Origin of the sequence: Serratia sp. JKS296 (assembly GCF_900215445.1) — a bacterium.
Classification (GTDB): domain Bacteria; phylum Pseudomonadota; class Gammaproteobacteria; order Enterobacterales; family Enterobacteriaceae; genus Serratia; species Serratia marcescens.
This window is the reverse complement of sequence record NZ_OCMX01000001.1, coordinates 3663552-3676278: the sequence shown is the minus strand read 5'-3', so window position 1 is coordinate 3676278 and position 12727 is coordinate 3663552. Positions and strand designations below refer to the sequence as shown.

At 62.7% G+C, this 12727-nt stretch carries 13 protein-coding genes and 1 pseudogene; 8 read left to right on the top strand and 6 right to left on the bottom strand.

Annotation, left to right across the window (positions count from 1 at the left end):
• Positions 1 to 140: 140 nt before the first annotated feature.
• Positions 141 to 893: an SDR family NAD(P)-dependent oxidoreductase gene (locus CRO23_RS17615; RefSeq protein ID WP_016928658.1), complete on the top strand. Its 753-nt coding sequence runs from the start codon at positions 141 to 143 to the stop codon at positions 891 to 893.
• Here the strand turns inward: CRO23_RS17615 and CRO23_RS17610 are convergent.
• Complete coding sequence (locus CRO23_RS17610) at positions 878 to 1774, bottom strand: LysR substrate-binding domain-containing protein (protein WP_049299457.1); 897 nt, start codon at positions 1772 to 1774, stop codon at positions 878 to 880. The two genes, CRO23_RS17615 and CRO23_RS17610, sit on opposite strands and share 16 nt — an antisense overlap.
• Positions 1775 to 1891: 117 nt before the next feature.
• On the opposite strand from CRO23_RS17610, the pseudogene CRO23_RS17605 reads away from it, so the two are divergent.
• A pseudogene (locus tag CRO23_RS17605) lies at positions 1892 to 2663 on the top strand (HalD/BesD family halogenase).
• A 37-nt stretch (positions 2664 to 2700) separates the two neighbouring features.
• On the opposite strand, the gene ansP reads toward CRO23_RS17605, so the two are convergent.
• Both ansP and CRO23_RS17595 read right to left on the bottom strand, forming a co-directional pair.
• The gene (gene ansP / locus CRO23_RS17600; protein WP_097102569.1) at positions 2701 to 4167 is read right to left on the bottom strand and encodes an L-asparagine permease; all 1467 of its coding nucleotides are present in this window, start codon (positions 4165 to 4167) and stop codon (positions 2701 to 2703) included.
• Positions 4168 to 4599: 432 nt separating this feature from the next.
• Positions 4600 to 5037 (bottom strand): PACE efflux transporter, encoded by a 438-nt coding sequence (locus tag CRO23_RS17595; RefSeq protein ID WP_097102567.1) that lies wholly within the window; start codon positions 5035 to 5037, stop codon positions 4600 to 4602.
• A gap of 112 nt (positions 5038 to 5149) precedes the next feature.
• Here CRO23_RS17595 and CRO23_RS17590 point away from each other — a divergent pair, with 112 nt between their 5' ends.
• The gene (locus CRO23_RS17590; protein ID WP_016928653.1) at positions 5150 to 6043 is read left to right on the top strand and encodes a LysR family transcriptional regulator; all 894 of its coding nucleotides are present in this window, start codon (positions 5150 to 5152) and stop codon (positions 6041 to 6043) included.
• Positions 6044 to 6059: 16 nt separating this feature from the next.
• On the opposite strand, the gene CRO23_RS17585 is transcribed toward CRO23_RS17590, so the two are convergent.
• Together CRO23_RS17585 and CRO23_RS17580 are read right to left on the bottom strand one after the other, a co-directional pair.
• The gene (locus CRO23_RS17585; protein ID WP_025301947.1) at positions 6060 to 6623 is read right to left on the bottom strand and encodes a DedA family protein; all 564 of its coding nucleotides are present in this window, start codon (positions 6621 to 6623) and stop codon (positions 6060 to 6062) included.
• 50 nt (positions 6624 to 6673) lie between these two features.
• Positions 6674 to 7351, bottom strand: a complete 678-nt coding sequence (locus CRO23_RS17580; protein ID WP_097102565.1) for a DJ-1/PfpI family protein — start codon at positions 7349 to 7351, stop codon at positions 6674 to 6676.
• 91 nt (positions 7352 to 7442) lie between these two features.
• Here CRO23_RS17580 and CRO23_RS17575 point away from each other — a divergent pair, with 91 nt between their 5' ends.
• The 3 genes from CRO23_RS17575 to pbpG all read left to right on the top strand — a co-directional run bounded on the left by CRO23_RS17575 (position 7443) and on the right by pbpG (position 10616).
• Positions 7443 to 8387, top strand: coding sequence for a GlxA family transcriptional regulator (locus tag CRO23_RS17575; protein WP_016928650.1), 945 nt, complete (start codon positions 7443 to 7445; stop codon positions 8385 to 8387).
• Positions 8388 to 8431: 44 nt separating this feature from the next.
• On the top strand, positions 8432 to 9535 hold the full coding sequence (locus tag CRO23_RS17570; RefSeq protein WP_016928649.1) for an adenosylhomocysteinase: 1104 nt from the start codon (positions 8432 to 8434) through the stop codon (positions 9533 to 9535).
• Between the two features lie 151 nt (positions 9536 to 9686).
• Positions 9687 to 10616 carry a D-alanyl-D-alanine endopeptidase gene (gene pbpG / locus CRO23_RS17565; RefSeq protein ID WP_028127653.1) on the top strand — a complete coding sequence of 310 codons (930 nt, stop codon included), beginning with the start codon at positions 9687 to 9689 and terminating at the stop codon, positions 10614 to 10616.
• 34 nt (positions 10617 to 10650) lie between these two features.
• On the opposite strand, the gene CRO23_RS17560 is transcribed toward pbpG, so the two are convergent.
• Positions 10651 to 11106, bottom strand: a complete 456-nt coding sequence (locus CRO23_RS17560; protein WP_016928647.1) for a GNAT family N-acetyltransferase — start codon at positions 11104 to 11106, stop codon at positions 10651 to 10653.
• Positions 11107 to 11182: 76 nt separating this feature from the next.
• Between CRO23_RS17560 and CRO23_RS17555 the strand changes: the two genes are divergently transcribed.
• Both CRO23_RS17555 and CRO23_RS17550 read left to right on the top strand, forming a co-directional pair.
• A complete protein-coding gene (locus CRO23_RS17555; protein ID WP_016928646.1) occupies positions 11183 to 11587 on the top strand; it encodes a VOC family protein in 405 nt (134 codons plus the stop codon).
• Between the two features lie 120 nt (positions 11588 to 11707).
• A complete protein-coding gene (locus CRO23_RS17550) occupies positions 11708 to 12637 on the top strand; it encodes an alpha/beta fold hydrolase (protein ID WP_233504994.1) in 930 nt (309 codons plus the stop codon).
• Positions 12638 to 12727: the final 90 nt, after the last annotated feature.

Here is a 12727-nt window from a genome sequence, read left to right as displayed (position 1 = left end):
CATGAGAAAAAGTAGGCATAAAATAGCGGGCTTTGCGGCGTTTGTGAGCGCATTACGTGCTGCGCTGTCGCTGCTGCCGCAAACTGTCACTTGCCGGCGCTAGCCTGTTCCCCTGAGTTCAACGTTGCAGGAGAACGGCTATGCAAGATTTCAAACATCGGGTGGCGCTGGTGACCGGCGCGTCCACCGGCATTGGCGAAGCGATCGCCGCCGAGCTGTTTCGGCGCGGAGCCACGGTGGTGATGACCGGCCGCCACGCAGCGTCTCTCACCGCCGCCGCCGCGCGGCTCGATCCTGACGGCCGGCGGGTGATGACGTTGCGGATGGACGTGCGCGATGCGCAGTCGGTACAGCAGGGTATTGAAGAGACCGTGCGGCGCAGCGGCGCGCTGCATCTGCTGGTCAACAACGCCGGGATCACCGGCCCGCACGAGGTGGATATCGATCGGTACGCGGTCGACGAGTGGCATGAGGTGATCGCCACTTGCCTGAGCGGCACGTTTTTCGGTATGAAGTATGGCCTGCCGGCGATCGTTGCCGGCGGCGGCGGGGCGGTGGTGAACCTCTCTTCCGCCAACGGCGTGGTGGGCATTGCTGGGATCGCACCTTATACCGCCGCCAAGCATGGCGTGCTGGGCCTGACGCGCTCGGCGGCGCTGGAATTCGCCACGCGCGGCGTGCGCGTCAATGCCGTCGGGCCGGGCTATGTGGATACGCCGGCGATGGGGGAACTGCCGGCGTCGGCGCGGGCGCAGATGGCCGCTTCGCACCCGATGGGGAGGATGGCGACGCGGGAAGAGGTGGCGAAAACGGTGGCTTTCCTGCTTTCGGACGACAGCAGTTTCACCACCGGCGCGTTTTACAGCATCGACGGCGGTTATACCGCGCGCTGAGCCAGCGCCTGCAACCAACGGAGAAACGCCGCTGCGCCGGGTTTTTCCAGCGTGCGCGGCGGGTAAACCACGTAGTAGGGTTTGCTGAGCGGCAGCGCCGGTTCGGCCAGCGTGACCAGTTGGCCCTCAGCCAGTTCACGGGCGATCAGCCGCCGCTGGCCGAGCAGCACCCCGTGCCCTTGCACGGCGGCGTCGATGGCCAGCGAGGTCAGGTTATAGGTCAGCCCGCGCCGCGGCGGCGGCGACCGATCGGCGGCGGTGAACCACTCGTGCCAGCCCGGCAAAAACTGGCTCTCCTTGCCCCAGTCGACGTGGATCAGCGGCAGCTGCGTCCAGTCGCCGCGATCGCGCAGCGCCGGGCTGCATACCGGCTGCACCCGATCCTGAAACAGCCGCGCCTTTTCCAGCAGCGGGTAATCCTGATCGCCGAAGCACAGGGCGAAATCCGCCGCCGAATGGGCGAAATCGACCGCCGCATGGGTCGCGTGCAGCCGCAGATCGCCGTCGGGGCACTGCGCCAGCCAGTCGCCCAGCGCCGGGTTCAGCCATTTGGAGGCCAATGCCGGCAGGGTGAACACCGTCAACGTCTGCTTGCCGCGCTGGCGTTCCACGTGCTGCTGCGCCACGCGCAGCGTTTCAAACGCCTCCTGCACGTAGGCCAGGTAGTCCGCGCCCTGCTCGGTCAGCGTGACGCCGCTTTTGGCGCGAATGAACAGCGTGATGCCCAGATGTTGTTCGAGCTGGCGGATCTGCTGGCTGACGGCGGCGGCGGTCAGCGCCAGCGCATCCGCCGCGCGAGCCAGGCTGCCGGTGCGAGCGGCGGTTTCGAACGCCAGAATGGCGCTCAGCTTGGGCAAGCGCGCACGGGACGGTGAGTGCATGAGAAGGGCTTATCGCTAAGAATTCGTTAGCTTATCCATAACGTATTTTTGTTATGGCGGCAATGCGGCATTCGCTACAGTGAGAGGCATCCGGCTTTCGCACACGAGGGGAACGTCATGCCGCCACTTGCCGATATTATCGATCTGTCCGCCCATCCCATCGACGACGCCGCGTTCCGCGCCCGTTGCCGGCAAACGCTGGCGCGCGCCGGTGCTGCCGGGATTTCTGCGCGCCGCCGCGCTGGCGACGGTAAGGTTGGAGGGCGCCGAACAGCACCATGCGGCGTTTTATACCACCAGCCAACACAACGTGTATCTGCGCCCGCAGGACGACGCGCTGCCGGCCGATCACGCGCGCAACCGGCTGGTGTCGTCGTCCAAGGGCTGCATTACCGACGAGGATATTCCGCTGCAGTCGCCGCTGCGCGCGTTGTACGACGCCCCGGCGTTTCGCGAGTTTCTCTGCGCGGTGTTGGATGAGGCGCAGCTGTATCCCTACGCCGATCGGCTGTCGTCGATCAACCTGCATTACGCCCACGCCGGTCAGGAGCTGGGCTGGCATTTTGACAACTCCTCGTTTGCCATCACGCTGCTGATCCAGAAACCGCAGGCGGGCGGCCGTTTTGAATACGTTGAGAACCTGCGCGACGCCGATCGCGGCGAGATGAACTATGCCGGGGTCACGCAGGTGCTGGACGGCGAGCGGGCGGTCAAACAGTTGGCGATCGAGGAGGGGGATCTGGTGCTGTTTCGCGGGCGCAACGCCATGCACCGGGTGACGCCGACCGAAGGCGACACCACGCGCATGCTGGTGGTGCTGGCCTACAATGCGCAGCCGGATGTCATGCTGTCGGAAAGCGCCAGAATGACCTTTTACGGCCGGTTATAGCGGATAAAAAAACCGCCCCGGAGGGCGGTTTGTCGATTCAGCGCGGGTTCTGCTCTTCGTGAGCCTGCTGCTCCAGCTTCACTTCCTGCGCGCGCTTGCGCAGGCCGAACCAGCCCAGCGTCAGCAGCACCGCCAGCACCGGAATGGTGGCGATGGTCCAGGTGCCGTTCGGGTAGTCGAACGCCATCATCACCACCACGATCAGCAGGAACGCCAGCGTCAGCCAGGAGGTGAACGGCGCGCCCGGCATTCTGAACGATACCGGCTGCGCACGGCCTTCGCGCACGGCTTTGCGCAGGCGCATCTGGCAAATGATGATAAACGCCCAGGAGGCGATGATGCCCAGTGAGGCGATGTTCAGCACGATCTCGAATACCCGCGACGGCACCAGGTAGTTGAGCACCACGCCGATCACGTAGATGCCGCAGGTAACCAGGATGCCGGCGTAAGGCACCTGCTGGCTGCTCATTTTAGCCATCAGCTTCGGCGCGGAGCCGCCCATCGCCAGCGAACGCAGGATGCGGCCGGTGGAATAGAGGCCGGAGTTGAGGCTGGACAGCGCGGCGGTCAACACCACGATGTTCATGATGGTGCCGATGTAAGGCACGCCCAGCTTGCTGAAGAAGGTGACAAACGGGCTTTGGCCGGCCTGATAGGCGTTCCACGGCAGCAGCAGCACCAGCAGCACCACGGAACCGACGTAGAACAGACCGATGCGCCAGATCACGCTGTTGATCGCTTTGGGCATCATTTTAGCCGGATCTTTACACTCGCCGGCGGCGGTGCCGATAAGCTCGATGCCGGCGAAGGCGAAGATCACCCCTTGCACCAGCACCAGCGCCGGCAGCAGGCCGTGCGGGAACATGCCGCCGTTTTCGGTGATCAGGTGCATGCCGGTGGTGTGGCCGGCGACCGGGGTGCCGGTGCCGAGGAAGACGACGCCGACAATCAGGAACAGCGCGATGGCGACGACCTTGATCAGCGCGAACCAGAACTCCATTTCGGCGAACCACTTCACGCCGATCATGTTCATGGTGGCGACGATGCCGAGCGCGCCGAGGGCAAACAGCCACTGCGGCACGTCGGCGAAGGTGCCCCAGTAGTGCATGTACAGCGCCACGGCAGTGATGTCGACGATGCCGGTCATCGCCCAGTTGAGGAAATACATCCAGCCGGCGACGTAAGAGGCTTTCTCACCGAGGAATTCGCGGGCGTAAGAAACGAAGCTGCCGCTGGAAGGGCGATGCAGCACCAGTTCGCCCAGCGCGCGCAGGATGAAGAAAGAGAAGATCCCGCACACCAGGTAGACCAGCGCCAGCGCCGGCCCGGCCAACTCGAGACGGCCGCCGGTACCGAGGAACAAGCCGGTACCGATGGAGCCGCCGATGGCGATCATTTGGATTTGCCGGTTGCCCATGCTTTTGTGATAACCGGATTCATGAGAGTCTAGCCAGCGTCTTCTGGCGGCGTGTTTGTCATCCGCCGACTTTTTTTGTGAGTGCATTATCCGTCCTGTTTACCTGTCTATGTTAACCCTGCTCTTAACGAGAGCAAACGATTGCTATGACCAATCGTCATGAGAATGAGGTCGTGGCATCATTCCGCTGTTTATTGTGTATACAGCCATCATTAAAATAACGGCGAAGCATGCTACCTTTTCTCCGTAATGGTGGCAAAAAATACTGCGCATAAAACGTGAACAATTGTGTTTATTTTTTAATCCAAATATAAAAGGATATATTATTCAAAAAGATGTGATGTTTTATCAAGACGGAAATATCGAAGAATAAAAAGTGATTAAAATCACAAAATAATAATTACCGTGCAAATTACAGGGTGTTGTTCTTATATTTCGCGGTGAGAATTAAGGGGGAAGGAAATGGCGACCCGCGCAGAAAATGGGATCAGCAGCGGGTCGGTGGGTGCGTAGCGAGTCTTAGGCCGATTCACTGGCCGGCAGGGCCGATGCGGGCAGGCCGAACAGCTTGTCGAACGCCCAGTTAAACAGGAAGGTGTAGCAAGGAATGATGACGATCAACGCCATATCCAGCAGCAGCGCCTGCCACAGCGTAATGCCCATCCACCAGGCGATCAGCGGGATCAGATACACCACCAGCGTCAGCTGAAAGCCGACTGCGTGCAAAATGCGGCGTTTGAGCGTGCGGGTGCGCGACGCCTGGCGGCTTTCCCACCACTCGAATAAATAGTTGTAAATAAAGTTCCAGCTGACCGCAATGGTGGTGATCACCACCGCCAGCGGCCCGGTGCTGCTTGGCGCATGGCCTGACAGCAGCGCCAGCCCCAGCGCCGAGATCGCCATGCCGATGATTTCATAAGCGGTGACATACACCAGTTTGCGTTTGACGCCTTGCATCGTTTTCTCCCGATCGGTTTTTAGTTGCCTCTGTGGCGACGGCGGCTAAGATAACGTCAATCACATTGATAGAAAAAGTCAGGAGCTGTCAGTTTTATTGACAAGTTAAACAATGAATTTCTCCAGCGACAATATCGAACTGTTTTTGGCGGTGCTCGATCGCGGCTCGTTTTCCGCGGCCGCCCGCGCGCTGCGGCGCGTGCCGTCCGCCGTCAGCATGGCTATCGCCAACATGGAGGCGGAGCTCGGTTTTGCCTTGTTCGACCGTTCTCACCGCGAACCGACGCCGACCGCGCTGGCGCTGGCTCTGGCGCCGCACGCCCGCCTGATCGCCGGGCAGCTCAAGCAACTGCAGGTGCACGCCATCGAACTGTCTCAGGGGCTGGAGAGCCGGCTCTCGATCGGCGTGGCGTCGGATATCAACGGCGCCGGCCTGCTGGCGGCGGTGAAAACGCTGTCGCAGCGTTATCCGCTGCTGAACATCGAAGTGCTCAGCGCGCCGCAGGACGACGTGCTGCATATGCTGCATCAGGAGCGCGTCGGCGTTTGTCTGGCGTTTGGCGGGCTGAACATCAACAGCGCAGAACAGTTCCACTTCGTCGGCGCGGAGTCGCTGGTGGCGATGCTGTCGCCGCAGCACCCGGCGCTGGACGGCGCGGCGGGCGAGTTGTTTCTCGAGGATCTGGTCAACGTGCGGCAGATCATGGTGGCCAGCCGCGATCTGCCGATCGGCGATCTGCGCCCGCAGGTGGCGGAGGCGTATTGGCGCACCGACAGCCTGCCGATGGCGCTGAACATGGTGGAGGCGGGCCTGGGCTGGGGCAACTTCCCGCTGTCGCTGGCCGAGCCGCTGCTGGCGCAGGGGAGGCTGGTGCGGCTGAAATTCAAAAACACCAAGAACGAGCTGCGCTTGCCGATGCATTTGATCTGGCTGAAGAACCGCCCGCTGGACAAGGCGGCGCGCGAGCTGGTCGAGCTGATGCGCGCGGCGCCGCAGGAAAGCTGACGCCCGCTGCGTTTGCTTACTCCGGGTGGCGTTTACGCCACCAGAAGCGCACCAGCAGGATGGCGGCGATCGCCAGCGCGACAAACAGCAGGCCGGAGAGCTTTTTGTCGAAGCCGGTAACGAAGCGTTCGATCGCCTGGCCGCCAAAATAGCCGAGCATGACGAAGATCGTCGCCCAGAGAATGGCGCCGAGGATATTGAGCGGCACGAAGCGCGACGGCGGCAGGCGGCTGGCGCCGATCAGCACTGGGCCGATGATGCGGAAACCGTACATGAAACGCACCCCGATAACGAACAGCATCGGGTGGCGGGCGATCAGCCTTCTGGCGCGCGCGATGCGCTTTTCCTGCCCCTTGAGCCGCGAGATGACGCGGCCTTCGAACCGGCGGCCGGCGAAGTACAGCAGCTGGTCTCCCATCATGCCGCCCAGCGCCACCACCGCGATCACCCACGGCCAGTGCAGTAAGCCTTCATGGGCGGCGATGCCGCCCAGCAGCGTGATGGTTTCCCCTTCCGCCAGGCAGCCGATAAACAACGCCCAGTAACCGTAGTCCGTAATGTAGTGGGCCAAATCGGTCATTCCTTGCTCCTTATGTGGCTGACGCATAAGGGCAAGTATACGCCCGATCGCTAGCCTTGGGCGATTTGGGCCACCAACGCTCTGCGCCGCGCCAGGCTTTCCGCCATCTGCGCCTGTACCCTGGCGTAAATGTGCGGCGGAGCCAGTTCCGGCGTGCCGCCCTCGAACGGCGGCGCCGGGGCGTATTCCAGATAAAGCTGGATCATTTGGGCGGTGTCTTCGCCGTGCAGTTCGGCGATCAGCGCCAGCGCAAAGTCGATGCCGGCGGTGACGCCGCCGCCGCTGATCACATTGCCGTCGCGTTCTACGCGAGCAGCGCTGGGTATGGCGCCGAACAGCTTCAGGCTGTCGCGCATCGACCAGTGGCAGGCGGCGCGTTTGCCCGCCAGCAGACCGGCGGCGGCCAAGATCAGCGAACCGGTGCATACCGAGGTCAGGTAGCGGGCATCGGCCCCCAGCCGCCGGATTTGCTGCATGAACGCTTTATCCTGCAGCGCCTGGGCGCAGCCGCTGCCGCCCGGCACGCACAGCACGTCGCAGCGCGCGATCTCCGGCAGCGGGCGCAACTGGGTGAAGTGCAAGCCTTCCGACTCGACATCCGTGCCGTCTACCGAGGCGACGATGATTTCCGCGCCCGGCATGCGGCGCAGGAACTGCAAGGGGCCAGTGAAGTCGAGTTGGGTGACGCCTTGATAGATGGGAAATACAATCACGAGTGGTTCAGACATGACATTCGCCTCATTTTTACCGTTGGACATGGGCCATAATAGCCGCCCTGTATTTGGCTGATATGACAGATAACCCTCAAAAAGCGCCATCATGAAAACGATCGGTTTTGTGGTTTTTCCCGGTTTCAACCTGCTGGACTTTGCCGGCCCGCTGGCGGCGTTCGATAACGTCAGTCAGTTTACCGATCCGCCGGCCTACCGCTGCGTGGCGATCTCGCCGCAGGGCGGCATGGTCGCCAGCTCGGCCGGGGTGGAAATCGCCACGCAACCGTGCGGCGACGAGCGTTTCGATACGTTGGTGGTGGCCGGCGGCAGCGGCAACGTGATGGCGGCGCAGTCACCGGCGCTGGCGGCGTTCCTGGCCAACCAAAGCCGACGAGCGCGGCGTATCGCCAGCGTGTGCACCGGGGCGTTTATTCTGGCGGCCTGCGGACTGCTGGACGGCAAACGCGCCACCACCCACTGGTATCATGCGGCGCGGCTGCAGCAGAGTTATCCGCGCATTCGCGTCGACAGCAACCGCATTTTCATTCGCGATGGCGATATCTGGACGTCGGCCGGCATCAGCGCCGGCATCGATCTGGCGTTGGCGCTGATCGAGGACGATCTGGGCGCCACCCTGGCGGCGGCCGTGGCGCGGCAGCTGGTGGTCTATCACCGTCGTCCCGGCGGGCAGTCGCAGTATTCGCTGTTGCTGGCGTTGAACCCGTCGTCGGATCGCATGCGCGCTGCGCTGTCGTACGCGCGCGAACATTTGCACCTGCCGCTGTCGGTGGCGGATCTGGCCGACGCCGCCTGCCTGAGCGAGCGTCAGTTCGGCCGGCTGTTCCGCGCCGAAACCGGGCAGACGCCGGCCAAGGTGATCGAACAGCTGCGGGTGGAGGCGGCCAGGGTACGCATTGAAGAGAGCGCCGAGCCGCTGGAGGCGATCGCCCGTTCGGTGGGATTCAGCGATCCGGAGCGCATGAGGCGGGCGTTTATCCGCGTCTTTGGCCTGTCGCCGCAGGCGATCCGCCGGCTCGGCCGCGCGGGATAATTTTTTGCCACGCCTGGCGGCGGGGCACACCAGAGGAGCAACGGATGTATCAGGATTTTGAGAGCGAATTGAGCTGGGCGATGCGCCATATGCCGCGCACCCGAGCCGCGGTGGCGGCGTTGCCGGACCTGCACGGGGTGCGGCTGGCGTGCAACATGCACCTGGATCTGAAAATGGCGCCGCTGGTGGCCGGCCTGCTGGACAAGGGCGCGGCGATCTTCCTGACCACCTGCAATCCCACTACGGTGCAGGACGATGTGGTGAGCTGGCTGGAGCGGCGAGGCGCGCAGGCCTATGCCTGGCGTGACATGAGCGCCGGCGAATGGTCGGAATCCTTCGACCGCGCGCTGGCCTGGCGGCCGACTCATTTGTGCGAAATGGGAGCGGATTTGACCACCCGTTTGCACCAATCGCCGAACGGCCCGCAGATCGTCGCCGGGCTGGAGGCCACCGGCTCGGGCATCAACCGGTTGAACGGCGTGGCGCCGCGCTACCCGATCTTCAACTGGGACGATCTGCCGGTGAAAGAGGGGCTGCACAATCGGCATATGGTTGGGCTGACCGCCTGGCACACTTTCTTCCAGACCACCCACTTGACGCTGCATGAAAAGCGCGTGCTGGTGATCGGTTACGGCCTGGTCGGGCAGGGGACGGCGGCCGCGGCCAGAGCCTACGGCGGCCAGGTGATGGTGGCGGAAATCGATCCGGCGCGCGCGTTGCAGGCGCGTTATGACGGCTGGCAGGTGGTGGATCTGGCGAGCGGGGTCGCGCAGGCGGACGTGATCGCCACCGCGACCGGCGCGAAAAACGTGCTTTCGGCGCAGCATCTGCAACAGGCGCAGGACGGCGTGTTTATCCTCAACGTCGGCCACGTGGCGGAAGAGATCGACGTCGGCTTCCTCAAGGGCTTGCCGCACCACGAGCCGATGCCTTATGTGAATGCTTACCAACTGAATGAAAAGACGGTCTATTTGCTGGCCAACGGGTCGATGTTCAACCTGACCGCCGGCTACGGCGACAGCCTCAACGCCTTCGACGTCACGCTGGCGGTGATGGCGGCCGGCATCGGCCATATCGTCGGCGCGGGAGCGCGGCAAACGCCGGGGCTGTACCTGCTGCCGCAGTCGGCCTGGCAGCCGGCGCTGTAACTTTTTCTACGCGGGCGTTCATCCCAGAGCGCCCGCGGGCTGCGTCGTTTTTCGGCCGACAGAATTTGTCACAAATCCGCCATACAATCCCAGTGCCAAGCGCTGAACCCTCACATATAATTCGCTGAGTTCAAGCCCCCATTTCAGAGTAATGCCTGTGAAAATACGTGTTTTGGTTCTGACCCTGCTCGCTTTGCAGGCGGGCGCAGGCTTTGCGCCGCGCGCGCTGGCCAGCGACAACGCCGCCGCCGTGCACGCCACCCAGCCTGAGCTGGCCTCCGGCAGCGCGATGGTCGTCGATATGCAAACCCATAAGGTGATGTATGCGCGCAACCCGGATGAAGTGGTGCCGATCGCCTCGATCACCAAGCTGATGACCGCCATGGTCACGTTGGACGCGCACCTGCCGCTCGATGAGATGCTGGCGGTGGACATCCGCCAGACGCCGGAGATGAAAGGGGTGTATTCGCGGGTGCGGCTGAACAGCGAAATCAGCCGCAAGGATATGCTGCTGCTGGCGCTGATGTCGTCGGAAAACCGCGCGGCCGCCAGCCTGGCGCACCACTATCCGGGGGGCTACAACGCCTTCATCAAAGCGATGAACGCCAAGGCCAGGGCGCTTGGCATGACCAACACCCATTACGTGGAACCGACCGGGCTCTCTATTCATAACGTATCGACGGCGCGCGATCTGACCAAGCTGCTGATCGCCACCAAGCAATACCCGTTGATCGGCCAGCTCAGCACCACCACCGAGCGCATGGCCAGCTTCAAGGATCCGAACTACACACTGCCGTTCCGCAACACCAACCATCTGGTGTACAACCCGAAGTGGAACATTCAGCTGACCAAGACCGGCTTCACCAACCAGGCGGGCCACTGCCTGGCGATGCGCACCGTGATCGGTAACCGCTCGGTGTCGCTGGTGGTGCTGGACGCCTTCGGCAAATACACCCACTTCGCCGACGCCAACCGGCTGCGCAGCTGGATTGAAACCGGCAAGGTGACGCCGATCCCGGCCGCCGCCCGTGACTATCGCCGCCAAAAAGACGCCCGTCTGGCGAAAAACGACAGCGAATAACCCGCCTGGCGGCCTGCCCGTTTGCTGCAGGCCGCTATCGGCCTTCGGGCCGTCTGATGACAAATCCCCGCTCGCGATCGCCGTCGAAACCCGCTTTGAGATAAAGCTGGTGCGCGCCGGTGCGTTGCTGTCCCGACAGCAGCATCACCTTGTAACAGCCTTTACGCCAGGCCAGCTGCAGCGCGTATTCGATCATGGCGAGCGCTACGCCGTGGCCGCGGTAGGGCTCCGCCGTCACCACGTGTTCGATGACGCCGAACGGTTGCGCCTGATGCGCCAGCCCCGGGATCAGCGCCAGCATGCAGGTGGCGATCGGCTGTTCCTCGTCCGCCGCCACCACCAGGCGGATCGCCGGATCGTCCAGCAGGCGTTGCAGGGTGCGGCGCGCGTCGTCGGCGCGCAGCGGCGCGTCCTGCGGGCGCAGCTCGCGATACAAGGCTAACAGGCCGTTGAGATCGTCCGGCTGCGCCAGGCGATGAATGATGCTCATGGTTGCTCCTTTCCGCCGCTTCAACGGTAATCCGCTATCCTCCATTAATACCACAACGTTTGCCGGAGGGGATGTTATGAGTCAGGTTTCGACCTTTGTCATGTTCCAGGGAGAGGCGCAGCAGGCGATCGATCTCTACAGCCAGGTGTTCGAGCGTTTTCGGCTCATGCAGGTGCAGCATTACGACCCGACGCCGGACGGCCGGCGGTTGATCAAGCATGCTGCCATCGATTTTGATCGACAGAACCTGGTGTTTACCGATAGCCCGATCAGCCATGACTTCAGCTTTACCCCGGCGGTGTCGCTGTTCATCAATCTGCCTAACGAAGAAGCGTTGGAGCGGGCGTTCCACCGGCTGGCGGAGGGCGGCAAGGTGCTGATGCCGCTCGATGACTACGGCTTCAGCGCCCGTTTCGGTTGGCTCAACGATCGTTTCGGCCTTTCCTGGCAGCTCAATGTGCCGGCGGGCGATCTGCCCTGATACTAAGGGCTCAGCGTGTAAAAGGCATGGTAGTTCCTGCTGTTATTTCATATGCTTATCATCGTGAGGGCGGGGAATTTTGCCGTAGGAAGTACCGACAACGTCATGGAAAGGTGCGCTTTGATTGATTTTGACCGCTATGTTGAGCAAGCGAAGTCTTACGGCGAGTGGCCGGGCGGGCATGCGGACATGCTGTCCGGTCGCGTTGAGGGATTGAGCTATCGTCTGTATCGGCACACTGCCGAGAGCGAAGACGTGATTGTGGTTTATCACGGCGGCGGGGTTAACAGCGCCGCCGGGTATGACGTTCTTGCGCGCCAGTTGGCCGCCGTGCCAACGCTCGCGGTGTGCCTGGTGGATATCCGCGGGCACGGCGATTCCGCGGGAGAGAGGGGGACAGTTGAGCGGCCTGAGCGTATTTGGCGCGATGTCGATGTCATCCTGGCGGAAATGCGCCGCCGTTTCCCGTTGGCGCGCAGGCACCTGCTGGGCCATTCCAGCGGCGCCGGGATGTTGCTCAACTACTTGACCCGCTATCCTGGCGAGCAGCAGGCGGACAGCCTGATCCTGCTGGCGCCCGAGCTGGGGCCATTTTCCGGGATGGCCCGCGATCTGGCGGCGACGGCCCGTTTTGCCCAGGTGCGTCAATGGCCGTTTGTCGCCAATGCGCTCAGCGGCGGGCGGTGGTTTGGGCAAGCCCGGGCGGTCAGCCTGAATTTTCCCCCGGCGGTGCTGGCCGCCGCCCCCGATTTTGTCTGCCAATACAGCGTCAATATGGCTAACGCGTTGACGCCTCGCGCCCCGGCCAAGCAACTGGCGGCGTTGCGATTGCCGACCTTGCTGCTGGCGGCAGCGCAGGACGAGTTGTTCAGCGCGCAATCCTTGCAGCGCTTCGTCGAACAGCATGGCAACGCCCAAACCGCCTTTGGCTTGCTTGAGGGCAGTACGCATTTATCGTGCGTCTTTGCGGCCCATCGTTTTGTCCTTCAACATATCTCGCGTGCGGCCGCTACCGAATCCGATGAGGGGCTGGCGGGCGAGGGGGCTTAACGCCCGCCCGGCATTTTCCGAGATCCTCCCATATCCTTTTATGACGCTTTACCGCTATGCTAAACATAGAATGGCCCGTGAATATGAAAA

What these genes read in the sequence shown, in the direction of transcription:
- CRO23_RS17615 (WP_016928658.1), top strand. Translation starts at nt 141, where the DNA reads ATGCAAGATTTCAAACATCGGGTGGCGCTGGTGACCGGCGCGTCCACC.
- CRO23_RS17610 (WP_049299457.1), bottom strand. Translation starts at nt 1,774, where the DNA reads ATGCACTCACCGTCCCGTGCGCGCTTGCCCAAGCTGAGCGCCATTCTG.
- ansP (WP_097102569.1), bottom strand. Translation starts at nt 4,167, where the DNA reads ATGCACTCACAAAAAAAGTCGGCGGATGACAAACACGCCGCCAGAAGA.
- CRO23_RS17595 (WP_097102567.1), bottom strand. Translation starts at nt 5,037, where the DNA reads ATGCAAGGCGTCAAACGCAAACTGGTGTATGTCACCGCTTATGAAATC.
- CRO23_RS17590 (WP_016928653.1), top strand. Translation starts at nt 5,150, where the DNA reads ATGAATTTCTCCAGCGACAATATCGAACTGTTTTTGGCGGTGCTCGAT.
- CRO23_RS17585 (WP_025301947.1), bottom strand. Translation starts at nt 6,623, where the DNA reads ATGACCGATTTGGCCCACTACATTACGGACTACGGTTACTGGGCGTTG.
- CRO23_RS17580 (WP_097102565.1), bottom strand. Translation starts at nt 7,351, where the DNA reads ATGTCTGAACCACTCGTGATTGTATTTCCCATCTATCAAGGCGTCACC.
- CRO23_RS17575 (WP_016928650.1), top strand. Translation starts at nt 7,443, where the DNA reads ATGAAAACGATCGGTTTTGTGGTTTTTCCCGGTTTCAACCTGCTGGAC.
- CRO23_RS17570 (WP_016928649.1), top strand. Translation starts at nt 8,432, where the DNA reads ATGTATCAGGATTTTGAGAGCGAATTGAGCTGGGCGATGCGCCATATG.
- pbpG (WP_028127653.1), top strand. Translation starts at nt 9,687, where the DNA reads ATGCCTGTGAAAATACGTGTTTTGGTTCTGACCCTGCTCGCTTTGCAG.
- CRO23_RS17560 (WP_016928647.1), bottom strand. Translation starts at nt 11,106, where the DNA reads ATGAGCATCATTCATCGCCTGGCGCAGCCGGACGATCTCAACGGCCTG.
- CRO23_RS17555 (WP_016928646.1), top strand. Translation starts at nt 11,183, where the DNA reads ATGAGTCAGGTTTCGACCTTTGTCATGTTCCAGGGAGAGGCGCAGCAG.